The 26,180-nt window shown below is 63.4% G+C and carries 22 protein-coding genes and 1 other RNA gene; 22 read left to right on the plus strand and 1 reads right to left on the minus strand.

Translation table 11 applies throughout. The features are described 5' to 3' along the window. Nucleotides 1-122: 122 nt before the first annotated feature. The 18 genes from rsmI (at nt 123) to lpxC (ending at nt 19,548) form a co-directional block, all read left to right on the plus strand. The gene (gene rsmI, locus H618_RS0119230) at nt 123-998 is read left to right on the plus strand and encodes a 16S rRNA (cytidine(1402)-2'-O)-methyltransferase (RefSeq protein ID WP_028696609.1); all 876 of its coding nucleotides are present in this window, start codon (nt 123-125) and stop codon (nt 996-998) included. A gap of 68 nt (nt 999-1,066) precedes the next feature. Then, nucleotides 1,067-1,426: RNase P RNA component class A (rnpB, locus tag H618_RS22155), an RNA gene on the plus strand. A 309-nt stretch (nt 1,427-1,735) separates the two neighbouring features. After that, entirely contained in the window at nt 1,736-2,191 is a 456-nt protein-coding gene (gene mraZ, locus H618_RS0119235; protein WP_028696610.1) for a division/cell wall cluster transcriptional repressor MraZ, read from the plus strand. Continuing rightward, the gene (gene rsmH / locus H618_RS0119240) at nt 2,188-3,135 is read left to right on the plus strand and encodes a 16S rRNA (cytosine(1402)-N(4))-methyltransferase RsmH (protein WP_028696611.1); all 948 of its coding nucleotides are present in this window, start codon (nt 2,188-2,190) and stop codon (nt 3,133-3,135) included. Before mraZ ends, rsmH begins: the two co-directional genes overlap by 4 nt. Further along, a complete protein-coding gene (gene ftsL / locus H618_RS0119245) occupies nt 3,132-3,425 on the plus strand; it encodes a cell division protein FtsL (RefSeq protein ID WP_028696612.1) in 294 nt (97 codons plus the stop codon). The genes rsmH and ftsL overlap by 4 nt, the downstream gene beginning before the upstream one ends. After that, complete coding sequence (locus H618_RS0119250; RefSeq protein ID WP_161628458.1) at nt 3,425-5,158, plus strand: peptidoglycan D,D-transpeptidase FtsI family protein; 1,734 nt, start codon at nt 3,425-3,427, stop codon at nt 5,156-5,158. The genes ftsL and H618_RS0119250 overlap by 1 nt, the downstream gene beginning before the upstream one ends. Continuing rightward, the gene (locus H618_RS0119255; RefSeq protein WP_028696614.1) at nt 5,158-6,645 is read left to right on the plus strand and encodes a UDP-N-acetylmuramoyl-L-alanyl-D-glutamate--2,6-diaminopimelate ligase; all 1,488 of its coding nucleotides are present in this window, start codon (nt 5,158-5,160) and stop codon (nt 6,643-6,645) included. Before H618_RS0119250 ends, H618_RS0119255 begins: the two co-directional genes overlap by 1 nt. Next, nucleotides 6,638-8,005 (plus strand): UDP-N-acetylmuramoyl-tripeptide--D-alanyl-D-alanine ligase, encoded by a 1,368-nt coding sequence (locus H618_RS0119260; protein WP_028696615.1) that lies wholly within the window; start codon nt 6,638-6,640, stop codon nt 8,003-8,005. The genes H618_RS0119255 and H618_RS0119260 overlap by 8 nt, the downstream gene beginning before the upstream one ends. After that, nucleotides 8,005-9,087, plus strand: coding sequence for a phospho-N-acetylmuramoyl-pentapeptide-transferase (mraY, locus tag H618_RS0119265; protein ID WP_028696616.1), 1,083 nt, complete (start codon nt 8,005-8,007; stop codon nt 9,085-9,087). The genes H618_RS0119260 and mraY overlap by 1 nt, the downstream gene beginning before the upstream one ends. Nucleotides 9,088-9,093: 6 nt before the next feature. After that, nucleotides 9,094-10,440: a UDP-N-acetylmuramoyl-L-alanine--D-glutamate ligase gene (murD, locus tag H618_RS0119270; protein WP_028696617.1), complete on the plus strand. Its 1,347-nt coding sequence runs from the start codon at nt 9,094-9,096 to the stop codon at nt 10,438-10,440. Further along, nucleotides 10,437-11,651: a putative lipid II flippase FtsW gene (ftsW, locus tag H618_RS0119275; RefSeq protein WP_028696618.1), complete on the plus strand. Its 1,215-nt coding sequence runs from the start codon at nt 10,437-10,439 to the stop codon at nt 11,649-11,651. Before murD ends, ftsW begins: the two co-directional genes overlap by 4 nt. Next, nucleotides 11,641-12,720 (plus strand): undecaprenyldiphospho-muramoylpentapeptide beta-N-acetylglucosaminyltransferase, encoded by a 1,080-nt coding sequence (murG, locus tag H618_RS0119280; protein ID WP_028696619.1) that lies wholly within the window; start codon nt 11,641-11,643, stop codon nt 12,718-12,720. Before ftsW ends, murG begins: the two co-directional genes overlap by 11 nt. Next, nucleotides 12,713-14,167: a UDP-N-acetylmuramate--L-alanine ligase gene (gene murC / locus H618_RS0119285; protein ID WP_028696620.1), complete on the plus strand. Its 1,455-nt coding sequence runs from the start codon at nt 12,713-12,715 to the stop codon at nt 14,165-14,167. Before murG ends, murC begins: the two co-directional genes overlap by 8 nt. Next, nucleotides 14,164-15,120 carry a D-alanine--D-alanine ligase gene (locus H618_RS0119290; protein ID WP_028696621.1) on the plus strand — a complete coding sequence of 319 codons (957 nt, stop codon included), beginning with the start codon at nt 14,164-14,166 and terminating at the stop codon, nt 15,118-15,120. Before murC ends, H618_RS0119290 begins: the two co-directional genes overlap by 4 nt. Before the next feature lie 5 nt (nt 15,121-15,125). Beyond that, complete coding sequence (locus H618_RS0119295) at nt 15,126-15,995, plus strand: cell division protein FtsQ/DivIB (RefSeq protein WP_028696622.1); 870 nt, start codon at nt 15,126-15,128, stop codon at nt 15,993-15,995. A 14-nt stretch (nt 15,996-16,009) separates the two neighbouring features. Then, nucleotides 16,010-17,266 (plus strand): cell division protein FtsA, encoded by a 1,257-nt coding sequence (ftsA, locus tag H618_RS0119300; protein WP_028696623.1) that lies wholly within the window; start codon nt 16,010-16,012, stop codon nt 17,264-17,266. A gap of 55 nt (nt 17,267-17,321) precedes the next feature. Next, complete coding sequence (gene ftsZ, locus H618_RS0119305) at nt 17,322-18,524, plus strand: cell division protein FtsZ (RefSeq protein ID WP_028696624.1); 1,203 nt, start codon at nt 17,322-17,324, stop codon at nt 18,522-18,524. A 112-nt stretch (nt 18,525-18,636) separates the two neighbouring features. Then, nucleotides 18,637-19,548 carry a UDP-3-O-acyl-N-acetylglucosamine deacetylase gene (lpxC, locus tag H618_RS0119310; RefSeq protein ID WP_028696625.1) on the plus strand — a complete coding sequence of 304 codons (912 nt, stop codon included), beginning with the start codon at nt 18,637-18,639 and terminating at the stop codon, nt 19,546-19,548. A 90-nt stretch (nt 19,549-19,638) separates the two neighbouring features. Here lpxC and H618_RS0119315 read toward each other — a convergent pair whose 3' ends face one another. Beyond that, on the minus strand, nt 19,639-20,094 hold the full coding sequence (locus H618_RS0119315) for a DUF721 domain-containing protein (protein WP_028696626.1): 456 nt from the start codon (nt 20,092-20,094) through the stop codon (nt 19,639-19,641). Between the two features lie 340 nt (nt 20,095-20,434). On the opposite strand from H618_RS0119315, the gene secA reads away from it, so the two are divergent. The 4 genes from secA to H618_RS0119340 all read left to right on the plus strand — a co-directional run bounded on the left by secA (nt 20,435) and on the right by H618_RS0119340 (nt 26,174). Beyond that, nucleotides 20,435-23,173, plus strand: coding sequence for a preprotein translocase subunit SecA (secA, locus tag H618_RS0119325; RefSeq protein WP_028696627.1), 2,739 nt, complete (start codon nt 20,435-20,437; stop codon nt 23,171-23,173). Between the two features lie 120 nt (nt 23,174-23,293). Further along, nucleotides 23,294-24,511 carry a bifunctional glutamate N-acetyltransferase/amino-acid acetyltransferase ArgJ gene (gene argJ / locus H618_RS0119330; RefSeq protein ID WP_028696628.1) on the plus strand — a complete coding sequence of 406 codons (1,218 nt, stop codon included), beginning with the start codon at nt 23,294-23,296 and terminating at the stop codon, nt 24,509-24,511. 86 nt (nt 24,512-24,597) lie between these two features. Then, nucleotides 24,598-25,230, plus strand: coding sequence for a glutathione S-transferase family protein (locus tag H618_RS0119335; protein WP_028696629.1), 633 nt, complete (start codon nt 24,598-24,600; stop codon nt 25,228-25,230). Continuing rightward, a complete protein-coding gene (locus H618_RS0119340) occupies nt 25,227-26,174 on the plus strand; it encodes a Nudix family hydrolase (RefSeq protein WP_028696630.1) in 948 nt (315 codons plus the stop codon). The genes H618_RS0119335 and H618_RS0119340 overlap by 4 nt, the downstream gene beginning before the upstream one ends. Nucleotides 26,175-26,180 lie beyond the last annotated feature (6 nt).

A 26,180-nucleotide genomic window follows, 5' to 3' on the forward strand; every position in this document is an offset into this window, starting at 1 on the left:
GCTACCGACGCTGACGCCTCACTATAGGTCGGCTACGGTATTTCGCCGTTGAAGATCGTTGCCCGTCATTACAGGCGCTCGGGCTACAATGCCGGCTTTGATCTGGATGAGCAGGTGTTTGAGTGACTGACGTTGCAGGGGTTCCCAAGTCCGCCAAGGGCAGGTTGTACGTGGTCGCCACGCCCATCGGCAACCTCGAGGACGTGAGCGCGCGGGCCCTGAAAGTACTGGCTGACGTCGCGCTCATCGCCGCCGAGGACACTCGCCACTCGATTCGTCTGATGCAGCACTTCGGTATAAGCACACCATTGGCGGCGTGTCACGAGCACAACGAGCGCGACGAAGGCGGCCGCTTCCTGGGGCGTTTGCTGGCGGGGGATGACGTGGCGCTGGTATCCGACGCTGGCACGCCGCTGATCAGCGACCCTGGTTATCACCTGGTGCGCCAGGCGCGCGCGGCCGGCATCGAAGTGGTGCCGGTGCCAGGCGCTTGCGCATTGATCGCGGCGCTGTCGGCTGCCGGCCTGCCGTCCGATCGTTTCATCTTCGAAGGCTTTCTGCCAGCCAAGGCGGTGGCTCGTCGCGCGCGTCTGGGCCAGCTCAAGGAAGAGCCGCGAACCGTGATCTTCTATGAGGCCCCGCACCGTATTCTGGAGTGCCTGGAAGACATGCGCGGCGTCTTCGGCGAGGAGCGGCCAGCGGTGCTGGCGCGGGAGATCAGCAAGACCTTCGAAACCATCAAGAGCCTGCCGCTCGATCAGTTGTGCGGTTTCGTCGCGGCTGACAGCAACCAGCAGCGTGGTGAGTGCGTGGTGCTGGTTGGTGGGTGGAGCGCGCCAGTGGGCGATGAGCAGATCGACAGCGAAGCGCAACGCGTGCTGGGCCTGCTGCTGGCTGAGATGCCGCTGAAAAAAGCCGCTGCGTTGGCCGCCGAGATCACCGGCGTGCGCAAGAACTTGCTGTACCAGTTCGCCTTGGAACTGCAGAAAGACAAGTAGTGGCACTGCGATATTGTTTAACGATGTTGCTTGTTCTTGAGCGGCGCTGCCGTTAACCTTGGCGGCGGAGAGTCGGTTGGACAGTCGCTGCCTTCTTTTGTTCCGCAAAAGAGGGGGGAGGAAAGTCCGGGCTCCGCAGGGCAGAGTGCCAGGTAATGCCTGGGAGGCGCGAGCCTACGGAAAGTGCCACAGAAAATAACCGCCTAAGCGCTTCGGCGCCGGTAAGGGTGAAAAGGTGCGGTAAGAGCGCACCGCACGTCTGGCAACAGTTCGTGGCTAGGTAAACCCCACTCGGAGCAAGACCAAATAGGGTTCCTTAAGGCGTGGCCCGCGTCGGAACCGGGTAGGTTGCTAAAGGCGTCCAGTGATGGCCGTCGTAGAGGAATGACTGTCCTCGACAGAACCCGGCTTACAGACCGACTCTCCACCTCATTTCCCTCGGTTGCAAACCATGGCAGATCCCCTCTGCTAATGCCGAAAAGATCTTAGTCTTAATAAACAACATTAACTGTGCGCTGTAGGCGCATGAGTTGTGTTGCTTTTCAGGATTCTGCATCTCCTCCTGCGCTTATTCCCTCTTCCTTTTGTGCACTAAATCGCCTTGCTCCAAGGGTTTTCCACGTGAACGTGCCTTGACGGTGCAGCAGGCGGATTCCTATAGTGTGCGCGAGTGGCGAAAAGTGGGAGTAAGTGGGTTTTTTGCCACCATCTAGCCAACATTTTGGGGAATCACAGCCGTGTTTCGCGGAGCCAACGCCGTCAGCCTGGATGCCAAAGGCAGGCTCGCCATGCCGAGTCGGTATCGCGACGAGTTGGATTCGCGTTGTAACGGCCAGCTGATCGTCACGATCGACGCCGTAGACAAATGTTTGTGCGTCTATCCCCTCGATGAGTGGGAGCAAATAGAAGCCAAGTTGCGCGCATTGCCGTCCTTGCGTGAAGAGAACCGCCGCCTTCAGCGTCTGCTGATCGGCAATGCGGTTGATCTGGAGCTCGATAGCAGTGGGCGCTTTCTCGTGCCGCCACGGCTGCGCGAGTACGCCCAGCTGGACAAGAAAGCGATGCTGGTGGGGCAGCTGAACAAATTCCAGCTGTGGGATGAAGAGGCCTGGAACGTGGTTTCGGCAGCTGATCTTGCAGCTATTCAACAACCGGGCGCTGTGCCCGACGATTTGCGTGACCTGATCCTGTGACTATAAATAGCGGCTTCAACCACATCACCGTGCTGCTCGACGAGGCTGTCGAGGCACTGGCCCTGCGCGACGAGGGTTGCTATCTCGATGGCACCTTCGGCCGGGGTGGGCATAGCCGCCTGATTCTCAGCAAACTCGGAACCGATGGACGGCTTCTGGGTTTCGACAAGGACCCACAAGCGATTGCCACAGGGCAAGCGCTGGCGGCCGAAGACGGCCGCTTTGTCATTGTGCAGCGCAGTTTTGCCGAGCTGGCCGATGAAGTCTCCGAGCGCGGTCTGGCCGGCCAGGTGTCTGGCGTTCTGCTTGACCTTGGCGTGTCGTCTCCGCAGCTCGATGACCCAGCGCGCGGCTTCAGCTTCCTCAATGATGGCCCGCTGGATATGCGCATGAACCCCGATCAGGGCTTCAGCGCTGCCCAGTTCATCGCCAGCGCGGACGAAGAAGAAATCGCCCGGGTATTCAAAGAGTACGGTGAAGAGCGCTTCGCCCGTCGCATGGCGCGGGCCGTGGTCCAGCGCCGCGAACAACAGCCGTTCACCCGCACTGCCGATCTGGCCGAAGTGCTCAAGGTCGCCAATCCGGCCTGGGAAAAGGGCAAGAACCCGGCAACCCGTGCCTTCCAGGGGCTGCGCATCCACGTCAACAACGAGCTGGGCGATCTGGAAACCGGCCTGCAGGCAGCGTTCGATGCGCTGGATGTCGGCGGTCGGCTGGTGGTCATCAGCTTCCATTCCCTGGAAGATCGCATCGTCAAGCTGTTCATGCGCAAGCTGGCCAAGGGCGAGGCGGACAATCTGCCGCGCAACCTGCCGGTGCAGCACAAGGTGTTCGAGCCCCTGGCCCGTCTGATCGGTAAGGCGCAGTTCGCCTCCGAAGCAGAGCTCAAGGCCAACCCGCGGTCGCGCAGTGCGGTCATGCGGGTTGCGGAGAAACTTCGGTGAGCAAGCTCTTCGCCAAGCCACTGCCCGGCGGCAGCTTCCTGATGCTGGTGCTGTTCGTCGGCGTGCTGGTTTCGGCCATCGCCGTGTCCTACAGCGCGCACTGGAATCGCCAGCTGCTCAACACGCTCTACGGCGAACTCAATGACCGGGACAAGGCCCAGGCCGAGTGGGGCCGGCTGATTCTCGAGCAAAGCACCTGGACAGCCCATAGCCGTATCGAGAACCTGGCCAGCGAGCAGCTGAAGATGCGCGTTCCGGCTGCGGACGAAGTTCGGATGATCGCGCCATGATGAAACTCGAGGGCGCACTCTACCCCTGGCGCTTCCGCGTGGTGATCGGTCTGCTGGCAATCATGGTGGGCGCCATCTGCTGGCGCATCATCGACTTGCAGGTGGTTGACCGCGACTTCCTCAAAGGCCAGGGCGATGCCCGCAGCCTGCGCCACATTCCCATTCCTGCCCACCGAGGCCTGATCACCGACCGCAACGGTGAGCCGCTGGCGGTCAGCACCCCAGTCACCACGCTGTGGGCCAACCCCAAGGAAATGCAGGCCTACAAGGACCGCTGGCCCCAACTGGCAGCGGTGCTCGGGCAGAATCCGCAGCAGTTGACCGAACGCCTCACCCAGCAGGCCAGCAAGGAATTCATCTATCTGGTGCGCGGCCTGACCCCCGAGCAAGGCCAGCAGGTGCTCGACCTGAAAGTGCCCGGCGTGTATGGCATGGAGGAATTCCGTCGCTTCTATCCCGCCGGTGATGTCACCGCGCACATGGTCGGCTTCACCGACCTCGATGACCACGGTCGCGAGGGCGTCGAGCTGGCCTATGACGAATGGCTGGCCGGCGTGCCCGGCAAGCGTCAGGTCATCAAGGACCGTCGCGGCAGGCTGATCAAGGACATTCAGGTCACCAAGAACGCCAAGGCGGGCAAGACCCTGGCCTTGTCCATCGACCTGCGTCTGCAGTACCTGGCCACCCGTGAGCTGCGCAATGCCATTGCCGAGCAGGAAGCCAAGGCTGGCAGCCTGGTTATCATGGACGTGAAAACCGGCGAAGTGCTGGCCATGGTCAACCAGCCCACCTACAACCCCAACAACCGCCGCAGCATGTTCCCGGCGGCCATGCGCAACCGGGCGATCATCGACGTGTTCGAGCCTGGTTCGACGGTCAAGCCGCTGTCGATGAGCGCTGCGCTGCAAAGCGGCCGCTGGAAGCCGACCGACAAGGTCGAGGTCTACCCGGGCAGCTTGCAGATCGGCCGCTACACCATCAAGGACGTTTCCAAGAGCGAGGGGCCGATTCTCGACCTGACCGGCATCCTGATCAACTCCAGTAACGTCGGCATGAGCAAGATCGCCTTCGACATCGGCGGCGAGGCCATCTACCGCGTGATGGCCCAGCTGGGGCTGGGTCAGTACACCGGCCTGGGCTTCCCGGGTGAGCGGGTCGGCAACCTGCCGAACCACCGCGAGTGGCGCAAGGCCGAAACGGCCACGCTGTCCTACGGCTATGGCGTGTCCGTCACCGCGCTGCAACTGGTGCACGCGTACGCGGCGCTGGCCAACGACGGCAAGATGGTGCCGCTGTCGATCCTCAAGCTCGACAAGGAGCCTGAGTCCAATCAGGTGGTGCCCAAGGAAACCGCCGAGACCATCCAAGGCATGCTCCAGCAGGTGATCGAAGCGCCTCGCGGCGTCTTCCGCGCGCAGGTGCCGTTCTATCACGTGGCCGGCAAGTCCGGTACGGCGCGTAAAGCCACCGTGGGCTCCAAGGGCTACACCGAGAACGCCTACCGTTCGCTGTTCGCAGGCTTCGGGCCGATGAGCGACCCGCGCTATGCCATCGTCGTGGTCATCGATGAACCGAGCAAAGGCGGCTACTTCGGTGGTCTGGTATCGGCGCCGGTGTTCAGCAAGGTGATGTCCGGCACTCTGCGTCTGCTGAATGTGCCGCCAGACAACCTGCCGCCCCCTGCCGAAGCACAACAGGCCAATTCAGTACCCGCTAAAGGAGGGCGTGGCTGATGACGATGCCATTGAGCAAGCTTTTCGCCCATGCCAGCCGTGATCCTCTGATTCGCGAGCTGACCCTCGACAGCCGTCAGGTACGCCCGGGCGATCTGTTCCTGGCCGTGCCCGGCGCGCAGCTCGACGGTCGTCAGCACATCGCTGATGCACTGTCGCGCGGGGCCGCCGCGGTGGCCTACGAGGAACAGGATGCTACGGTGCTGCCGCTCACCGATGTTCCGCTGATTCCGGTCAGGGGGTTGATCGCGCAGTTGTCGGAAATCGCCGGGCGCTTCTACGGCGAGCCGAGCCGCCAGCTGGAGATGGTCGGCGTGACTGGCACCAACGGCAAGACCAGCGTCACCCAGCTGTTGGCACAGGCGCTTGACCTGCTCGGCCAGCGCTGCGGCCTGATCGGCACGCTGGGCACCGGTTTCCACGGTGATCTGCAAAGTGGTCGCCTGACTACCCCCGACCCGATCGCCGTGCAGTCCACCCTCAACGACCTGAAAAAAGCCGGTGCCCGTGCCGTGGCCATGGAAGTGTCTTCCCATGCCCTGGAGCAGGGGCGGGTTGCCGCGCTGGCCTTCGATATCGCCGTACTGACCAACCTGTCGCGTGATCACCTCGATTACCACGGCAGCATGCAAGCCTACGCTGCCGCCAAGGCCAAGCTGTTCGCCTGGCCAAGCCTGCGCTGCCAGGTGGTGAATCTGGACGATGCTTTCGGACGCGAGCTGGCCGAGGCGTTCGCCGCGCGGCCGAGCACCGAATGCGTCGAAACCCGCCTGATCAGCTACAGCCTGGAGCATCCCGAGGCTTCTCTTTATTGCCGCGAAGCGCTGTTCAGCGACGATGGCGTGCAAGCCTTGCTGGTCACTGCCCAGGGCGAGCGCACACTGCGCAGCCAACTGCTTGGCCGTTTCAACCTGAGCAACATGCTGGCCGCTGTGGCGACCTTGCTCGCCCTCGACTACGCCCTGGATGAAATCCTCCAGGTGGTGCCGCAACTGCAAGGCCCGGTAGGGCGCATGCAGCGTCTGGGTGGCGGCGACAAGCCGCTGGTGGTGGTCGACTACGCCCACACCCCGGACGCCCTGGAGAAAGTCCTCACCGCCCTGCGCCCCCACGCCCGTGGCAAGCTGCTGTGCCTGTTCGGCTGTGGCGGCGACCGCGATCGCGGCAAGCGGCCGCTGATGGCGCAGGTGGCCGAGAGCCTGGCTGACCAGGTGCTGGTCACCGATGACAACCCGCGCAGTGAAGATCCGGCGCAGATTTTCGCCGATATTCGTCCAGGCTTCGCCCGTGCCAGTGAGGCGCTGTTCGTGCCGGGCCGCGGCGCCGCGATTGCCCAGCTCATCGCCCAGGCGGGCGTCGACGACGTAGTTGTTCTGGCCGGCAAGGGCCACGAGGATTATCAGGAAATCGCTGGCCAGCGACATGCCTTCTCTGACCTTGCCGAGGCCGACAAGGCCCTTGCAGCCTGGGAGGTGCCCCATGCTTGAGGCCCTAACCCTGAGCCAGCTGACCACGCCGTTGCAGGCCCGTGTACTGGGCAGCGATGCCCGCTTCGACGGGGTCAGCATCGACAGCCGTTCGGTCAGCGCCGGGCAACTATTCGTCGCGCTGAGCGGACCGCGCTTCGATGGTCATGACTACCTGGCCGAAGTGCAGGCCAAGGGCGCCGTTGCGGCATTGGTCGAGCGTGAAGTGCCAGGGGTCGATCTGCCTCAGTTGCTGGTCGCGGATTGTCGCGTGGCGCTCGGCCAACTGGGCGCACTGAACCGCGCCGCATTCACCGGGCCGGTGGCGGCAATCACCGGCTCCAGCGGCAAGACCACGGTCAAGGAAATGCTCGCCAGCATCCTGCGCCAGCGTGGCGAGGTGCTCGCCACCCGCGGCAACCTCAATAACGATTTGGGTGCGCCGCTGACGCTGCTGGAAATCTCGCCGCAGCACAGCGCAGCCGTGATCGAGCTGGGCGCCTCGCGGATCGGTGAAATTCGCTACACGGTGGGCCTGACGCAACCCCAGGTGGTGCTGATCAACAACGCCGGCACCGCCCATGTCGGTGAATTCGGCGGCCCTGACAAGATCGTCGAGGCCAAGGGTGAAATTCTCGAAGGGTTGAGCGAGGGCGGTACCGCCGTACTCAACCTAGATGACAAGGCCTATGCCATCTGGCAGCGACGCAATGGCGCGCACCGGGTAATCGATTTTTCCCTGAACAACCCGCAGGCCGACTTCCATGCCAGCGACATCACCCGTGATGCCCGCGGCTGCCCAGCCTTCACCCTGCACGGCGCGCAAGGCCAGGGTGCGGTGCAACTGAACCTGCTCGGCACGCATAACGTCAGCAATGCCCTGGCCGCTGCGGCAGCTGCGCATGCCATGGGCGTCGAGCTGACGCAGATCGTCGCCGGGCTCAATGCCGTGCAGCCGGTCAAGGGCCGCACCGTGGCGCAAATGGCGCCGGGCGGGGCCTGCGTGATCGACGACACTTACAACGCAAATCCCACCTCCATGTGCGCCGCCATTGATATACTCGCCGGCTTTTCCGGCCGCACCGTCCTGGTGCTCGGGGATATCGGCGAACTGGGGCAGTGGGCCGAGGAAGGCCATCGTGAAGTCGGTGCCTATGCACGCGACAAGGTCGACGCCTTGTATGCGGTGGGTGCCAACATGGCTCACGCCGTCAGTGCCTATGGGCCGCAAGGTCACCACTTCGCTTCTCAAGCCGAGTTGATCGAGGCCATCCGCGGCCAAGACGCCGGCAACACCACCATTTTGATCAAGGGTTCTCGCAGCGCTGCGATGGAAAACGTCGTGGCGGCTCTGTGTGGTTCCAGCGAGGAGAAACATTAATGCTGCTGCTGTTGGCTGAGTATCTGCAACAGTTCCACAAAGGCTTCGCGGTCTTCCAGTACCTGTCGCTGCGCGGGATTCTGGGTGTACTGACCGCGCTGTCGCTGTCGTTGTGGCTGGGTCCCTGGATGATTCGCACCTTGCAGATGCGCCAGATCGGTCAGGCCGTGCGTAATGACGGCCCGCAATCGCACCTGTCCAAATCAGGCACCCCGACCATGGGCGGTGCGCTGATTCTCTCTGCCATCGGCATCAGCACCTTGCTGTGGGCCGACCTTAGCAACCGTTACGTGTGGGTGGTACTGATCATCACCTTGCTGTTCGGTGCCATTGGTTGGGTCGACGACTACCGCAAGGTGATCGAGAAAAACTCGCGCGGGCTGCCAAGCCGCTGGAAGTACTTCTGGCAATCGGTGTTCGGCCTGTGCGCCGCCATCTTCCTCTACAGCACCGCGCCAACCAGCGTCGAGACTACGCTGATCGTGCCATTCCTCAAGGATGTGACCATCCCCCTGGGCATCGGCTTCGTGGTGCTGACCTACTTCGTCATCGTCGGCTCCAGCAACGCCGTCAACCTCACCGACGGCCTCGACGGCCTGGCGATCATGCCGACCGTGATGGTCGGCGGTGCCCTGGGCATCTTCTGCTACCTGTCGGGCAACGTGAAGTTCGCCGAGTACCTGTTGATTCCCTATGTCCCGGGTTCGGGCGAGCTGATCGTGTTCTGCGGCGCGCTGATCGGCGCCGGTCTGGGCTTTCTGTGGTTCAACACCTATCCGGCGCAAGTCTTTATGGGCGATGTCGGTGCGCTGGCACTGGGCGCCGCACTGGGCACCATCGCCGTGATCGTGCGCCAGGAAATCGTGCTGTTCATCATGGGCGGGGTGTTCGTGATGGAGACCCTGTCGGTGGTGATCCAGGTCGCCAGCTTCAAGCTCACCGGCAAACGCGTGTTCCGCATGGCGCCGATTCACCATCACTTTGAACTCAAGGGCTGGCCTGAGCCGCGTGTGATCGTCCGTTTCTGGATCATCACCGTGATTCTCGTGCTGATTGGCCTTGCCACTCTGAAACTGAGGTAGACGCGCGTGTCATTGATCGCTTCTGACCACTTCCGCATCGTTGTCGGCCTCGGCAAGAGCGGCATGTCTCTGGTTCGCTTCCTGGCGAACCGGGGTATTGCCTTCGCCGTCGCCGACACCCGCGCGCAGCCGCCGGAACTGGAAACGTTGCGCCGCGACTATCCGCAAGTGGAAGTGCGCTGTGGTGAGCTGGACGTTGAATTCCTCTGCCGCGCCGATGAGCTGTACGTAAGCCCGGGCCTTGCCCTGGCCACCCCGGCCTTGCAGGCGGCTGCTGCACGCGGCGTGCGTTTGTCCGGGGACATCGAACTGTTCGCCCGCCACGCCAGGGCGCCGATCGTCGCTATCACCGGCTCCAATGCCAAGAGCACCGTGACCACCCTGGTCGGTGACATGGCGCGGGCTGCCGGCAAACGCGTCGCCGTCGGCGGCAACCTGGGTACGCCTGCGCTCGACCTGCTCGATGATGAGGTCGAGCTGTACGTGCTGGAGCTGTCGAGCTTCCAGCTCGAAACCACCGACCAGCTCAATGCCAAGGTCGCGACGGTGCTCAACATCAGCGAAGACCACATGGACCGCTACAGCGGCCTGCCGGCCTACCACATGGCCAAGCACCGTATCTTCCGCGGCGCTGAGCAAGTGGTGATCAACCGCGCCGATGCCCTGAGCCGACCGCTGCCGGTCGAGGGGCGCGCCTGCTGGAGCTTCGGCCTCAACGTACCCGATTTCAAAGCCTTCGGCCTGCGCGAATTCGACGGTGAAAAATACCTGGCCTTCGAATTCGAGCGCCTGCTGCCGGTGCGCGAGCTCAAGGTGCGCGGCGCACATAACCAAAGCAACGCCCTGGCGGCACTGGCGCTGGGCCATGCCGTCGGCCTGCCGTTCGCACCGATGCTCGAAGCGCTGCGCACCTTCACCGGTCTCGCGCACCGCTGCCAGTGGGTTGGCGTGCACCACGACGTCAACTGGTACGACGATTCCAAGGCCACCAACGTCGGCGCTGCGCTGGCAGCTATCGAGGGTCTGGGCGATGACATCGGCGGCAAGCTGGTGCTGATTGCCGGTGGCGATGGCAAGGGCGCAGACTTTTCCGCCCTGCGCGCGCCGGTTTCGCGTTACTGCCGGGCAGTAGTGCTGCTTGGTCGCGATGCCGGCCGTCTGGCAGACGCTCTCGGTGATGCGGTGCCGCTGATCCGTGTCGACAGCCTGGAAGACGCCGTGCTGCGCTGCGCCGAACAGGCGCAACCGGGCGATGCCGTGCTGCTCTCGCCTGCCTGCGCGAGCCTCGACATGTTCAAGAATTTCGAAGAACGCGGACAGCGCTTCGCCCAGGCTGCAGGGAGGCTGGCATGATCTTCGGCATCATCAAGCCTTACCCGTCACCGCTGATCAGCGGCCGCGGCATCGATCTGGACTTCGCCTTCCTCGCCGGTTGCCTGGCCTTGCTCGGTTTGGGCCTGGTGATGATCACCTCGGCCTCGTCCGAGGTGGCTGCGGTGCAGTCGGGCAATCCGCTGTATCACATGATTCGCCACCTGGTCTACGTTGGCCTGGGCGTTGCCGCCTGTGGCGTGACCATGCTGGTGCCCATCTCCACCTGGCAGCGCATGGGCTTCATGATGCTGGTAGGCGCCTTCGCTCTGCTGGTGCTGGTGCTGGTGCCGGGCATCGGCCGGGAAGTGAACGGTTCGATGCGCTGGATCGGTTTCAGCTTCTTCAACGTCCAACCTTCGGAAATCGCCAAGGTTTTCGTGGTGATCTACCTGGCCGGCTACCTGGTACGCCGTCAGCAGGAAGTGCGCGAGAGCTGGATGGGCTTCTTCAAGCCGTTCATCGTCCTGCTGCCCATGGCCGGTCTGCTTCTGATGGAGCCTGACTTCGGCGCCACCGTGGTGATGATGGGCGCCGCTGCGGCAATGCTGTTCCTCGGCGGGGTGGGGTTGTTCCGCTTCAGCCTGATGGTGGTGCTGGCGGTGCTGGCGGTGTTCGTCCTGGTGCAGGCGCAGCCGTACCGGATGGCGCGGCTGATCACCTTCACCGACCCGTGGTCGGACCAGTTCGGCTCGGGCTACCAGTTGACCCAGGCGCTGATCGCCTTCGGTCGCGGTGAGTGGCTGGGCGTGGGCCTGGGCAACAGCGTGCAGAAGCAGTTCTACCTGCCCGAAGCGCACACCGACTTCGTGTTCTCGGTGCTCGCCGAAGAGCTGGGCGTGGTCGGCACCCTGTGCACTGTTGCGCTGTTCGTGTTCGTCACCGTGCGCGCGCTGTACATCGGTCTGTGGGCAGAAAAGGCCAAGCAGTTCTTCGCCGCCTATATGGCCTTCGGCCTGGCGTTCCTGTGGATCGGCCAGTTCCTCATCAACATCGGCGTGAACGTCGGCCTGCTGCCGACCAAAGGCCTGACCTTGCCCTTCCTCAGTTATGGCGGCAGCTCGCTGGTGATCTGCTGCGCGTGCGTGGGGCTGCTGCTGCGGATCGAGTGGGAGAGTCGAACGCACTTGGGCAGCGAAGAGCACGAATTCAACGAGAACGACTTTGCCGAGGAGCCCACCCATGGCCGCTGACGGCAAGAATGTATTGATCATGGCCGGTGGCACCGGTGGCCATGTGTTCCCGGCGCTGGCCTGCGCACGCGAGTTCCAGGCCCGCGGTTACACCGTGCACTGGCTCGGCACGCCTCGCGGCATCGAGAATGAACTGGTGCCCCAGGCCGGGCTGACCCTGCACCTGATTCAGGTCAGCGGCTTGCGCGGCAAGGGCAAGCTGTCTTTGCTCAAGGCGCCGTTGACGCTGGTCAAGGCCGTGCTGCAGGCCCGGCGCATCATGCAGGCACTCAAGCCTGTATGCGTGCTTGGCTTCGGTGGCTATGTCACCGGCCCAGGCGGCGTCGCTGCAAGGGTGTGCGGCATCCCGCTGGTCATTCACGAACAGAATGCCCGCGCAGGCACGGCCAATCGCCTGCTGGCGCCGATGGCGGCGCGCGTGTGCGAAGCCTTCCCGGACACCTTCGCCGCCAGCGACAAACGCCGCACTACCGGTAATCCGGTGCGTCCCGAACTGTTCCTGGCAAGCCCGCGCGCGCCTCTGGCCGAACGCCGCGCCAAGTTGCTGGTGCTCGGTGGCAGCCTGGGTGCGGAACCATTGAACAAATTGCTACCTAAGGCCCTGTCGGAGGTCGCCCCCGAGCTGCGCCCCGAAGTGTTCCATCAGGCCGGCAAGCAACATGCGCAGGTCACTGCCGAGCGTTATCGCGAGGCGGGGATCGACGCGCAGGTCGAACCCTTCATCAAGGACATGGCCCACGCCTACGGCTGGGCCGATATGGTGGTCTGCCGCGCGGGCGCGCTGACCGTCAGTGAGCTGGCAGCAGCCGGCCTGCCGTCGCTGCTGGTGCCGCTGCCCCACGCCATCGATGACCACCAGACCCACAACGCTCATTACCTGGCTGACGAGGGCGCTGCCTTCCTCATGCCACAAGCTACAACTGGCGCAGCGCAGCTCGCTGAACGCCTGAACGAGGTGCTGATGCAACCCGAGAAACTGAACACCATGGCCGGCACCGCTCGCCGCCTGGCCAAGCCTGCTGCAACCAGCACCGTCGTCGAGATCTGCCTGGAGGTGGCCAATGGTTGAGAGCCAGAAAGCCATGCCGCATCCGAAGATGGGCCGCATTCGCCGTATTCACTTCGTCGGTATCGGTGGTGTGGGCATGTGCGGCATCGCCGAGGTACTGCTGAACCTGGGTTACCAGGTGTCTGGCTCTGACCTCAAGGCCTCGCTGGTCACCGAGCGTCTGCAAACCTTCGGCGCTGAAATCTTCGTCGGCCACCGCGCCGAGAACGCCGCCAGTGCTGATGTGCTGGTGGTGTCGAGCGCCATCAACCCGGCCAACCCGGAAGTCGCCACAGCGCTGGAACGCCGCATTCCTGTGGTGCCGCGGGCCGAGATGCTCGCCGAGCTGATGCGCTATCGCCACGGCATCGCCGTCGCCGGCACCCACGGCAAGACCACCACCACCAGCCTGTTGGCATCGGTGTTCGCCGCCGGTGGCCTCGACCCGACCTTCGTCATCGGTGGCCGGCTGACCGCTGCCGGCACCAATGCACAGCTGGGCACCAGCCGTTACCTGATTGCCGAGGCCGATGAAAGCGACGCCAGCTTCCTGCACCTGCAACCGATGGTCGCGGTGGTCACCAACATCGACGCCGACCACATGGCCACCTACGAGGGCGACTTCAACAAACTGAAGAAAACCTTCGTCGAATTCCTGCACAACCTGCCGTTCTATGGCCTGGCAGTGATGTGCCTGGATGATCCGGTGGTGCGCGAAATCCTCCCGCAGGTCAAGCGCCCCACTGTGACCTACGGCTTCAGCGACGACGCCGACATCCGCGCGATCAACGTGCGCCAGCAAGGCATGCAGACCCACTTCACCGTGCTGCGCCGCGACCTCGCGCCGCTCGAGGTGTCAGTGAACATGCCAGGCAACCACAACGTGCTCAATGCCCTGGCGACCATCGCCATCGGCACCGACGAGGGCATCAGCGACGAAGCGATCATCCAGGGCCTCTCGGGCTTCCAGGGTGTCGGCCGCCGCTTCCAGGTGTACGGCGAACTGCCGGTCGACGGCGGCAGCGTGATGCTGGTCGACGACTATGGCCATCACCCCACCGAAGTGGCCGCCGTGATCAAGGCCGTGCGTGGCGGCTGGCCGAGCCGGCGTCTGGTCATCGTCTACCAGCCGCACCGCTACAGCCGCACCCGCGACCTGTACGACGACTTCGTGCAGGTGCTGGGTGACGCCAATGTCCTGCTGCTGATGGAGGTCTACCCGGCCGGCGAAGAGCCGATTCCAGGCGCCGACAGCCGTCAGCTGTGCCACAGCATTCGCCAGCGCGGCAAGCTCGATCCGATCTACATCGAGCGTGGCGCCGAGCTGGCACCGTTGGTCAAACCGCTGCTGCGCGCCGGTGACATTCTGCTCTGCCAGGGTGCCGGCGATGTCGGTGGCCTGGCCCCGCAATTGATGAAAAGCCCGCTGTTTGCCGGCGCCATCAGCAAACAGGAGTCCGCGCAATGAGCAGCGCCTACGCCAAACTGCATTCCACCCTCGACGTCAAAGCCTTCGGCCGCGTCGCCGTTCTGTACGGTGGCAAGAGCGCCGAGCGCGAAGTGTCGCTCAAGTCCGGCAATGCCGTGCTCGGCGCCTTGAGCGCTGCGGGTGTTGATGTGGTCGGGATCGACGTCGGTGACGACCTGCTGCAACGTCTGCTCAGCGAAAAGATCGACCGCGCCTTCATCATTCTGCACGGCCGCGGCGGCGAAGACGGCAGCATGCAGGGCCTGCTCGAGTGCCTGGGCATTCCTTACACCGGTAGCGGCATCCTTGCCTCGGCGCTGGCCATGGACAAGCTGCGCACCAAGCAGGTGTGGCAGAGCCTGGACATTCCGACCCCTCGTCACGCCGTGCTCGCGTCTGAAAACGACTGTATTCGCGCCGCCACGGAACTGGGCTTCCCGTTGATCGTCAAACCGGCCCATGAAGGTTCAAGTATCGGCATGGCCAAGGTGAACAGCGCCCAGGAACTGGTCGCCGCCTGGCAAGACGCCGCCCGCTACGATTCCCAGGTCCTTGTCGAGCAATGGATTCATGGTCCCGAGTTCACTGTCGCCGTGTTGCGCGGCCAGGTGCTGCCGCCGATCGCGCTGGGGACGCCGCATTCGTTCTACGACTACGACGCCAAATACCTCGCCGATGACACCCAATACCGCATTCCCTGCGGCCTCGACAGCGCGCGGGAACAAGAACTGATCGACCTCACTGCTCGCGCCTGCGATGCCATTGGCATCGACGGCTGGGGGCGGTTGGACGTGATGCAGGACGAGCAGGGCCGCTTCTGGCTGCTCGAAGTCAACACCGCACCAGGCATGACCGATCATAGCCTGGTACCCATGGCGGCCCGCGCGGCTGGCCTGGACTTCCAGCAACTGGTGCTGGCGATCCTGGCTGCCAGCGTCGAGACGCGAGGTTAACTGTCATGCAAGGCGCGATGGTACGTCATCAGCAACCCGCCGCCGGCCGTAACAAGCCGGTGCCGCGTGGTGCCAGCCGACTGGAGGCCACCGAGCCGATGTCGGCGCGCCTGCCCAAGGCCAACTTCGGCTTCTTCAAGCGTCTGTTGTGGCCAGTGCTGCTGGTCGCCGCAGGTTTCGGTGCCTATGAAGGGTCGATTCGCCTGATGCCATATGCCGATCGGCCGATCAGCAAGATCGCCGTTCAGGGCGACCTCAGCTACATCAGCCAGCAGGCGGTGCAACAGCGGATCGCGCCATTCGTGGCAGCGAGCTTCTTCAGCATCGACCTCTCGGCGATGCGCGCCGAACTGGAAACCATGCCCTGGATCGCCCATGCGGAAGTTCGCCGGGTGTGGCCTGACGAGGTCGTGGTGCGCCTGGAAGAGCAACTGCCGGTCGCCCGCTGGGGCGATGCGGCGCTGTTGAACAACCAGGGGCAGGCGTTCACCCCACGTGAACTGTCCAACTACCAGCACCTGCCGCAGTTGGCCGGGCCGCAGCGCGCTCAGCAGAAGGTCATGCAGCAGTACCAGGTCTTGAGCCAGATGTTGCGTCCTCTGGGCTTCTCGATTGCCCGTCTGGAACTGCGCGAACGCGGCAGTTGGTTCCTGACCACCGGCGCCGGTAGTTCGGGGCAGGGCATCGAGCTGCTGCTGGGGCGCGACAACCTGCTCGAGAAGATGCGCCGTTTCATTGCCATATACGACAAGACACTCAAAGAGCAGATCAACAACATCGCCCGCATTGATCTGCGCTACGCCAACGGCCTGGCCGTTGGCTGGCGGGAACCGATTGCACCGACGACGGCCCAACCCGCCGTCGCGAAGAATTAGAGAGAGGCAGGACCATGGCAAACGCGCAGAGCGGCAAAATGATCGTCGGGCTGGATATCGGCACCTCCAAGGTGGTGGCGCTGGTGGGTGAAGTCGCTGCTGACGGCACCCTGGAAATCGTTGGCATCGGCACCCACCCGTCCCGCGGCCTGAAGAAGGGCGTGGTGGTCAACATCGAATCGACCGTGCAGTCGATCCAGCGCGCCGTGGAGGAAGCCCAGCTGATGGCGGGCTGCCGTATCCACTCGGCGTTCGTCGGTGTGGCCGGCAACCACATCCGCAGCCTCAACTCCCACGGCATCGTCGCCATTCGCGACCGTGAGGTCAGCGTCGCTGACCTCGAGCGCGTGCTCGATGCCGCTCAGGCCGTGGCCATCCCCGCCGACCAGCGCGTGCTGCACACCCTGCCGCAGGACTACGTGATCGATAACCAGGAGGGCGTTCGCGAGCCTCTGGGCATGTCGGGCGTACGTCTGGAAGCCAAGGTCCACGTGGTCACCTGCGCGGTCAATGCAGCGCAGAACATTGAAAAGTGCGTGCGTCGCTGCGGCCTGGAAATCGACGACATCATTCTCGAGCAACTGGCCTCGGCCTACGCCGTGCTGACCGATGACGAGAAAGAGCTGGGCGTGTGCATCGTCGACATCGGCGGCGGCACCACCGACATCGCCATCTTCACCGAAGGCGCCATTCGCCATACCGCGGTGATTCCGATTGCCGGTGACCAGGTCACCAATGACATCGCCATGGCTCTGCGTACACCGACCCAGTACGCCGAAGAAATCAAGATTCGCTACGCCTGCGCCCTGGCCAAACTGGCCAGCGCCGGCGAAACCATCAAGGTGCCGAGCGTGGGTGATCGTCCACCGCGCGAGCTGTCCCGCCAGGCCCTGGCCGAAGTGGTCGAGCCGCGCTACGACGAGCTGTTCACGCTGATCCAGGCCGAGCTGCGTCGCAGCGGCTACGAAGACCTGATTCCAGCCGGCATCGTGCTCACCGGCGGCACCGCGAAGATGGAAGGTGCGGTCGAGCTGGCCGAAGAAATCTTCCATATGCCGGTACGCCTGGGCGTACCGCACAGCGTTCGGGGCCTGAGCGACGTGGTTCGCAACCCGATCTATTCCACCGGCGTGGGGCTGCTCACCTACGGTCTGCACAAGCAGACCGACGATATGCCTCTGTCCGGCAACAGCAGCAACAACAGCTATGGCGAGGAACCGAAGGCTCCAGTGCTCGAACGCTTCAAGCGCTGGGTCCAGGGCAACTTCTAAGTTTCAAAGCAGTAGTGGTAGGCGCAACAACTAGAGAACTGTAAGGAGAGGGAAAATGTTCGAGCTCGTAGACAACGTCCCGCAAAGCCCGGTCATCAAAGTGATCGGCGTCGGTGGCGGCGGTGGCAACGCCGTCAACCACATGGTCAAAAGCAACATCGAAGGTGTGGAGTTCATCTGCGCCAACACCGATGCCCAGGCACTCAAGAGCATTGGTGCGCGCACCATTCTGCAATTGGGTACCGGCGTCACCAAGGGCCTGGGTGCCGGCGCCAATCCGGAAGTCGGTCGTCAGGCCGCTCTGGAAGACCGTGAGCGCATCGCCGAGGTGCTGCAGGGCACCAACATGGTGTTCATCACTACCGGCATGGGCGGTGGTACTGGTACCGGTGCCGCGCCGATCATCGCCGAAGTGGCGAAAGAGATGGGTATCCTCACCGTTGCCGTGGTGACCCGTCCGTTCCCGTTCGAAGGTCGCAAGCGCATGCAGATCGCCGATGAAGGCATCCGCATGCTGGCCGAGAGCGTCGACTCGCTGATCACCATCCCCAACGAAAAACTGCTGACCATCCTCGGCAAGGACGCCAGCCTGCTGTCCGCCTTCGCCAAGGCTGACGACGTGTTGGCCGGTGCCGTGCGCGGTATCTCGGACATCATCAAGCGTCCGGGCATGATCAACGTCGACTTCGCGGACGTACGCACCGTGATGGGCGAAATGGGCATGGCGATGATGGGTACTGGCTGCGCCAGCGGCCCGAACCGCGCCCGTGAAGCGACCGAGGCAGCGATTCGCAATCCGCTGCTCGAGGACGTCAACCTGCAAGGCGCGCGCGGCATCCTGGTGAACATCACCGCAGGTCCTGACCTGTCGCTGGGTGAGTACTCCGATGTCGGTAGCATCATCGAAGCGTTCGCCTCCGACCACGCCATGGTCAAGGTCGGCACCGTGATCGATCCGGACATGCGTGACGAGTTGCACGTGACCGTCGTGGCCACCGGCCTGGGCGCGCGCATCGAGAAGCCGGTCAAGGTCATCGACAATACCCTGCAGACTGCCCAGGCAGCCTTCGAGGCGTCGAACCCTGCCCAGCCAGCCCGTCCTGCCGAGCAGCCGTCGGTCAACTACCGTGACCTCGAGCGTCCGACCGTCATGCGCAACCAGGCGCACGCCGGTGCAGCCGCCGCGGCCAAGGCCAATCCACAGGATGATCTCGATTACCTGGACATCCCGGCCTTCCTGCGTCGTCAGGCCGATTAATGGAATTTATCAGGGGTATAGGGGTGATTGGTGTTCAGCAAAGGTCGGCTCTGGTATTATTTCCAACCTTTGTTGATACCTGTTCGCAATTAGCGCTGAAGCGGCCAATGCCATGATTAGACAACGCACCCTGAAGAACACCATCCGCGCCACCGGTATCGGTCTGCACTCCGGGGAGAAGGTCTACCTGACCCTCAAGCCGGCGCCCATCGATACCGGCATCGTCTTTCGTCGTGCCGATCTCGATCCTGTGGTCGAGATCGCTGCACGTGCGGCCAATGTTGGCGAGACCACCATGTCGACCACGCTGGTCAACGGTGACATCAAGGTCGATACCGTCGAGCACCTGCTTTCCGCCATGGCGGGCCTGGGCATCGATAACGCCTACGTCGAGCTCTCCGCCTCGGAAGTGCCGATCATGGATGGCAGCGCAGGCCCCTTTGTATTCCTGATTCAGTCCGCCGGCCTGGAAGAACAGGACGCACCCAAGAAGTTCATCCGCATCCTGCGTGAGGTAACCGTGGTAGAGGGGGACAAGCGCGCCACCTTCCTGCCTTTCGAAGGATTCAAAGTGAGCTTCGAGATCGACTTCGATCACCCGGTACTGCGTGACCGTACCCAAAGCGCCAGTGTCGACTTCTCCAGCACCTCGTTCGTGAAGGAAGTCAGCCGTGCCCGTACCTTCGGGTTCATGCGCGACATCGAGTACCTGCGCAAGCACAACCTCGCACTGGGCGGTAGCGTCGAGAATGCCATCGTGGTCGATGAGGATGGCGTGCTCAACGAAGATGGTCTTCGTTATGAAGACGAATTCGTCAAGCACAAGATCCTCGATGCCATTGGTGATCTTTACCTGCTGGGCAACAGCCTGATCGGTGAGTTCAAGGGCTACAAGTCCGGCCACTCGCTGAACAACCAGCTGCTGCGCAAGCTGATTGCCGAAACTGACGCTTGGGAAGTGGTCGTTTTCGAAGATGCCAGTACGGCACCGATCTCCTACATGCGCCCTGTTGCAGCCGTGTAGTTTCGAACACACTCTCTAGTTGTTGAGGCCACCTTCGGGTGGCCTTTTTTATACCTGTCCGATTGCCCTGTCGCGTCTGCAACGCAGGTTTCAGCCCTTGGCTTGCGCGTGGGCAGCCAGGCGCTGCAGCGCTGCGCGCAGTTTCGGGTCGGCGATGCCCTCGGCCGAATCACGGATGCTGTCACCGGCATGGGTCGATAGCGCCGGAGCGTGGCCGGTGGACCTGGCGGGGGTGAGCGGCGGCTGCACCTTGAACAGAATGCGGCTGAGGTTGGCGAACGCATCCAGCGCCTGCAACTGGCGCTGCAGGCGTTTTTGCTGGTAACGCAGACGTGTGGCCCAGTGACCATCGGTGACCACCAGCAGCAATACGCCATCGCGCCACGAGGCGATATGGCAGTGGGCGCGGGCGGCCGGTTGCAACTGACTTTCCAGCAGGCGCTGCAAATGGGCGATGCGCTCGGCCTGGTTGAGCAACAGGCGCAGCGGCCGCGCCTGGCGCAGCAGGGCGGAGGGGGGCAGGGCGGATGGGGGCTTGTAAGCCATGGCAGGTCTGCAACTAACGGCGAGTGGCGCAGTCTAGCAGAACTGCATCGAGCCATTGGCGCGCTGCCCTTCGGTGGCCACCGGATGGGCCTGGCCAGTGGCGAATTCGCTGATCCAGATCATGGCTGCACGCTTTCATGTTGGCATGCCTTGAACTTGGAAATAATGACCTTATGTTACAAACCGCCCCTGCCAAAGCGCTGTGCCAGCATCGTGGACATCCACCACTTTCCTCACCATCGTTTCCGGGTAGAATGCTCGTTCGCATGCAGCCACTGCTGGCTGCACGGGCGACTCACGGGGCCGCCCTCCATCCCCACGTGTGGAAGATCCTGCCTATATGTTTGCGCCTTTGTTAAAGAAACTTTTTGGAAGCAAGAACGAGCGTGAAGTCAAACGCATGCTCAAGACGGTGACCACCGTCAATGCCTTCGAAGAGAAAATGGTGGCCCTCTCGGACGAGCAGCTGCGCGCCAAAACCGCAGAGTTCAAAGAGCGCCTGGCCAAAGGCGAGACTCTCGATCAACTGTTGCCTGAAGCGTTCGCCGTCGCCCGTGAGGCCGGTAAGCGTGTCATGGGCATGCGTCACTTCGACGTCCAGCTGATCGGCGGCATGACCTTGCACGAAGGCATGATCGCGGAAATGCGTACCGGTGAGGGCAAGACCCTGGTCGGTACCCTGGCGGTATACCTCAACGCACTGTCGGGCAAAGGCGTGCACGTGGTCACGGTGAACGACTACCTGGCCCGCCGCGACGCCAACTGGATGCGCCCGCTGTATGAATTCCTCGGTCTGTCCGTGGGCATCGTTTCCGCCTTCCAGCCGCCGGAAGACAAACGCGCTGCCTACGGCGCGGACATCACCTACGGCACCAACAACGAATTCGGTTTCGACTACCTGCGCGACAACATGGCGTTCAGCCAGGAAGAGAAATTCCAGCGTGAACTCAACTTCGCGGTCATCGACGAAGTCGACTCGATTCTCATCGACGAAGCGCGTACCCCGCTGATCATCTCGGGCCAGGCCGAAGACAGCTCCAAGCTGTACATCGAGATCAACCGCCTGATCCCGACCCTGACCCAGCACATCGAGGAAGTCGAAGGCCAGGTCACTCAAGCCGGCCACTTCAGCATCGACGAGAAGACCCGTCAGGTCGAACTCAACGAAGCCGGTCACCAGTTCATCGAGGAAATGCTCACCGAAGCCGGCCTGCTGGCCGAGGGCGAGAGCCTCTACTCGGCGCATAACCTGGGCCTGCTGACCCACGTCTACGCCGGTCTGCGTGCGCACAAGCTGTTCCACCGCAACGTCGAGTACATCGTCCAGGACGGCCAGGTTCTGCTGATCGACGAGCACACCGGCCGTACCATGCCGGGCCGTCGTCTGTCCGAGGGCCTGCACCAGGCCATCGAGGCCAAGGAAAACCTCAATATCCAGGCCGAAAGCCAGACCCTGGCATCGACCACCTTCCAGAACTACTTCCGCCTGTACAACAAGCTCTCAGGCATGACCGGTACCGCCGACACCGAAGCGTTCGAGTTCGCCCAGATCTACCAGCTCAACGTCATGGTGATCCCGCCGAACAAGCCGTTGGCGCGCAAGGACTTCAACGACCTGGTCTACCTGACCTCGGACGAGAAGTACCTGGCCATCATCGCCGACATCCGCGAAAGCATGGCCCAGGATCGTCCGGTGCTGGTGGGTACCGCCACCATCGAGACCTCCGAGCACATGTCGCGCCTGCTGACCCAGGAAGGCATCGAGCACAAGGTACTGAACGCCAAGTACCACGAGAAAGAAGCCGAAATCATCGCCCAGGCCGGCCGGCCGGGTGCGCTGACCATCGCCACCAACATGGCCGGTCGCGGTACCGACATTCTTCTGGGTGGTAACTGGGAGGCCGAAGTCGCCGCGCTGGAAGACCCTTCCGCCGAGCAGATCGCGCAGATCAAGGCCGATTGGCAGAAGCGTCACCAGCAGGTCATCGAAGCCGGTGGCCTGCATGTGATCGCCTCCGAGCGTCACGAATCGCGCCGTATCGACAACCAGCTGCGCGGCCGTTCCGGCCGTCAGGGCGACCCAGGCTCGAGCCGCTTCTACCTGTCGCTGGAAGACAGCCTGATGCGCATCTTCGCCTCCGACCGGGTGAAGAACTTCATGAAGGCGCTGGGCATGCAGTCCGGCGAGGCCATCGAGCACCGCATGGTCACCAACGCCATCGAGAAAGCCCAGCGCAAGGTCGAGGGGCGCAACTTCGATATTCGTAAGCAATTGCTCGAATACGACGACGTGGCCAACGAGCAGCGCAAGGTGATCTACCACATGCGCAACAGCTTGCTGGCTGCCGAGAACATCGGCGAAACCATCGTTGCCTTCCGCCAGGAAGTACTCGATGCCACCATCAGCCAGCACATTCCGCCGCAATCGCTGCCCGAGCAGTGGGACGTGGCCGGTCTGGAAGCGGCGCTGGCCAGCGACTTCGGCATGAAGCTGCCGATTCAGCAGTGGCTGGACGAAGACGATCACCTCTACGAAGAAACCCTGCGCGAAAAACTGCTCAGCGAAATCACCACGGCCTACACCGAGAAAGAAGACCAGGCCGGCGAAGAGGCCCTGCGCACCTTCGAGAAACAGATTCTGCTGCGCGTGCTCGACGACCTGTGGAAAGACCACCTTTCCACCATGGACCACCTGCGCCACGGCATTCACCTGCGCGGTTACGCGCAGAAGAACCCCAAGCAGGAATACAAGCGCGAGTCGTTCACCCTGTTCCAGGAACTGCTCGAGTCGATCAAGCGCGACGCCATCCGTGTGCTGTCGCACGTTCAGGTACGCCAGGAAGACCCAGCCGAGGAAGAGGCGCGTCTGCGCCGCGATGCCGAAGAGCTGGCCAGCCGCATGCAGTTCGAACATGCGCCGGCACCGGGCCTGGAAGCTGAAACCCAGCTGGGCGAAGAGCCGAGCGAAGTGGCAGTGGCCAATGCACCGGTACGCAACGACCTCAAGCTGGGTCGCAACGAGCCGTGCTGGTGTGGTTCGGGCAAGAAGTTCAAGCATTGCCACGGGCAGATCGAGTAATCACGCCCGTCATCCGCTCGGCCTGTTTCAGGTTGAGCGGTCGTTGTTGCAAAGGGCCGCTTAGCGGCCCTCCTTATTTTTCCGTCATCTCCCACACTGTTTTGTCTTAGGAGCGCTCACATGGCTGTCGGTCTTGGTCCTTTGCCTACCCTGCACCCGGTTCCCGGTTTCGAACTCGGTATCGCCTCGGCGGGCATCAAGCGCCCGGGGCGCAAGGATGTGGTGGTGATGCGCTGCGCCGAAGGCTCCAGCGTCGCCGGTGTGTTCACCCTCAATGCCTTCTGCGCCGCACCGGTGATTCTCTGCCGCCAGCGTGTGCAAGGCCCGGTGCGCTACCTGCTGACCAACACCGGCAACGCCAATGCCGGCACCGGCGCCCCAGGCCTGGCTGCGGCCGAGCGCACCTGCGCCAAGCTGGCTGAGCTAACCGGCGTCGAGGCCAGTGCGGTGCTGCCGTTCTCCACCGGTGTGATCGGTGAGCCATTGCCGGTCGAGAAGATCGAAGGCGCGCTGCAGGCGGCCCTCGATGACCTCAGCGAAGACAACTGGGCAGACGCTGCAACCGGCATCATGACCACTGACACCCTGCCCAAGGGGGCCAGCCGGCAGTTCCAGTTCAACGGCCAGACCATCACCGTCACCGGCATCAGCAAAGGCGCCGGGATGATTCGTCCGAACATGGCGACCATGCTCGGCTACATCGCCACCGACGCCAAGGTCGCCCCGGCGGTGCTCAAGGACCTGATCCTCGACGGTGCCAACAAGTCGTTCAACCGCATCACCATCGATGGTGATACCTCGACCAATGACTGCTGCATGCTGATCGCCACCGGCAAGGCCGATGTGCCCGAGGTCAACGAAGCCCGCGGCGAGCTGTTCGACGCGCTCAAGCAGGCAGTGTTCGAGGTGTGCATGGAGGTCGCCCAGGCCATCGTGCGCGACGGCGAAGGCGCTACCAAGTTCGTCACCGTGCAGGTCAACGGTGGTGGCAATCACCAGGAATGCCTGGACGTCGGCTACGCCGTCGCCCACTCGCCGTTGATCAAGACCGCGCTGTTCGCCTCCGATCCCAACTGGGGGCGCATTCTCGCTGCGGTCGGCCGCGCAGGCGTACCAGAGCTGGATGTCAGCCTGATCGACGTCTACCTGGGCGAGGTGTGCATCGCGAGCCAAGGTGGCCGCAGTGCCAGCTACACCGAAGCGCAGGGCGCCGCGGTGATGGCCGAGGAAGAAATCACCATCCGCATCGAGCTGGGCCGTGGCCAGTGCAGCGAGACCATCTGGACCACTGACCTGTCCCACGAGTACGTCAAGATCAACGCCGAATACCGCACCTGACATCACCTCGCCTGCCGTCCCGGCAGGTCAGCGCGGCGTCCGCGTCACGGCGGGCGCTGTTTGTCCCGCCGCACGGAGCTGCGTTCATGAATTACCACCTGATCATCGGCAACAAGAACTACTCTTCCTGGTCGCTGCGTGGCGCCTTGGCGCTGGAGCTGGCTGGCGCTGACTACGATGAAACCCTCATCCCCCTGCGTCAGCCGGACACCGCGCAGCGCTTGCTCGAACACTCCCCCTCAGGACTGGTGCCGGTGCTGAAAACCGCCCATGGCGCCATCGCCGATTCCCTGGCCATCGCCGAATACCTGGCCGAAACCCATACCGATGCTCAGCTATGGCCGCAAGACGCTGCGGCACGCGCCTTGGCACGCTCGGCCTGTGCGCAGATGCACAGCGGCTTTTTCACGTTGCGTAGCCTGATGCCCATGGACCTGCGGCGTGACCAAGCGCTGGACGCCATCTCGGCAGACTTGCAGGCCGACATCGATCGCATCGTCGCGTTGTGGGCGCAATGCCGCGAAGCGGCCCCCGAACCGGGACCGTTCCTGTTCGGCAGGCCCAGCCTGGCGGATGCCTTCTTTGCCCCGGTCGCCAGCCGTCTGCGCAGTTACCGTGTCGAGCTGCCAGCTGCCGCACAGGCCTATGTCGAGGCTATTCATGCTTGGCCGGCCTTCCAGCGCTGGCAGCAGGCGGCGCTGAGGGAGACCGCCTGGTGAGCCGGGTGCACGTCGCCGCCGCGGTGATCCGCCGCGCGGACGGTCATATCCTCATCGCGCGCCGCGCTGACACTCAGCACCAGGGCGGGCTGTGGGAGTTTCCAGGCGGCAAGGTCGAGGCGGGTGAGGGCGTCGAAGCGGCGCTTGCGCGCGAGTTGCGCGAAGAACTGGGCATCGAGGTGCAGCGGTCGCGGGCGCTGATCAGCGTCAGCCATGACTACCCCGACAAACGGGTCTTGCTGGAAGTGCGCGAGGTGCGTGACTTCACCGGCGAGCCCCACGGGGCCGAGGGGCAGCCGCTGGCCTGGGTGGCGCCGCGGAATCTGCCGCAGTATGCGTTCCCCGACGCCAATCGGCCTATCGTCGCTGCGGCGCGTCTGCCGGATCAGTACCTGATCACCCCCGAAGACGCCGATCCGGGCCAGTTGCTGCGCGGTATTCGTCAGGCCGTGGCCAATGGCGTTGGCCTGATTCAGCTGCGCGCGCCCGACATGTACGACCCGAAGTATCGCGACATCGCGGTCGATGCCGTTGGCCTGTGCGCGGGCAAGGCGCAACTGATGCTCAAGGGGCCGTTGGAGTGGCTGGGCGATTTCCCCGCCGCCGGTTGGCACCTGACCGCCGCGCAACTGCGCAAGTACGCGGCCAACGGCCGGCCATTCCCCACGTCGCGCTGGTTGGCGGCGTCGTGCCACGATGGCGACGAACTGGCGCTGGCGCAGCGGATGGGCGTCGATTTCGTCACCCTGTCGCCGGTGCAGCCGACTCAGACTCATCCTGATGCACGAGCGCTCGGCTGGGAGCAGGCTCAACAGCTGATCGCCGGCTTCAATCAGCCGGTGTTCGTGCTCGGCGGAGTCGGGCCTGATGATCGCAGCCGCGCCTGGCAGGTTGGCGCGCAGGGCGTGGCGGGTATTCGCGCGCTGTGGCCCGTGCTGGACTGAGCAGGG

Source organism: Pseudomonas cremoricolorata DSM 17059 = NBRC 16634 (assembly GCF_000425745.1).
Classification (GTDB): Bacteria; Pseudomonadota; Gammaproteobacteria; order Pseudomonadales; family Pseudomonadaceae; genus Aquipseudomonas; species Aquipseudomonas cremoricolorata.

Bases quoted from the DNA above. Each gene is read 5' to 3' on its own strand.
- H618_RS0119250 (WP_161628458.1), top strand. From the start codon at position 3,425: ATGAAACTCGAGGGCGCACTCTACCCCTGGCGCTTCCGCGTGGTGATC.
- H618_RS0119255 (WP_028696614.1), top strand. From the start codon at position 5,158: ATGACGATGCCATTGAGCAAGCTTTTCGCCCATGCCAGCCGTGATCCT.
- H618_RS0119260 (WP_028696615.1), top strand. From the start codon at position 6,638: ATGCTTGAGGCCCTAACCCTGAGCCAGCTGACCACGCCGTTGCAGGCC.
- mraY (WP_028696616.1), top strand. From the start codon at position 8,005: ATGCTGCTGCTGTTGGCTGAGTATCTGCAACAGTTCCACAAAGGCTTC.
- ftsW (WP_028696618.1), top strand. From the start codon at position 10,437: ATGATCTTCGGCATCATCAAGCCTTACCCGTCACCGCTGATCAGCGGC.
- murG (WP_028696619.1), top strand. From the start codon at position 11,641: ATGGCCGCTGACGGCAAGAATGTATTGATCATGGCCGGTGGCACCGGT.
- murC (WP_028696620.1), top strand. From the start codon at position 12,713: ATGGTTGAGAGCCAGAAAGCCATGCCGCATCCGAAGATGGGCCGCATT.
- H618_RS0119290 (WP_028696621.1), top strand. From the start codon at position 14,164: ATGAGCAGCGCCTACGCCAAACTGCATTCCACCCTCGACGTCAAAGCC.
- H618_RS0119295 (WP_028696622.1), top strand. From the start codon at position 15,126: ATGCAAGGCGCGATGGTACGTCATCAGCAACCCGCCGCCGGCCGTAAC.
- ftsA (WP_028696623.1), top strand. From the start codon at position 16,010: ATGGCAAACGCGCAGAGCGGCAAAATGATCGTCGGGCTGGATATCGGC.
- ftsZ (WP_028696624.1), top strand. From the start codon at position 17,322: ATGTTCGAGCTCGTAGACAACGTCCCGCAAAGCCCGGTCATCAAAGTG.
- lpxC (WP_028696625.1), top strand. From the start codon at position 18,637: ATGATTAGACAACGCACCCTGAAGAACACCATCCGCGCCACCGGTATC.
- H618_RS0119315 (WP_028696626.1), bottom strand. From the start codon at position 20,094: ATGGCTTACAAGCCCCCATCCGCCCTGCCCCCCTCCGCCCTGCTGCGC.
- secA (WP_028696627.1), top strand. From the start codon at position 20,435: ATGTTTGCGCCTTTGTTAAAGAAACTTTTTGGAAGCAAGAACGAGCGT.
- argJ (WP_028696628.1), top strand. From the start codon at position 23,294: ATGGCTGTCGGTCTTGGTCCTTTGCCTACCCTGCACCCGGTTCCCGGT.
- H618_RS0119335 (WP_028696629.1), top strand. From the start codon at position 24,598: ATGAATTACCACCTGATCATCGGCAACAAGAACTACTCTTCCTGGTCG.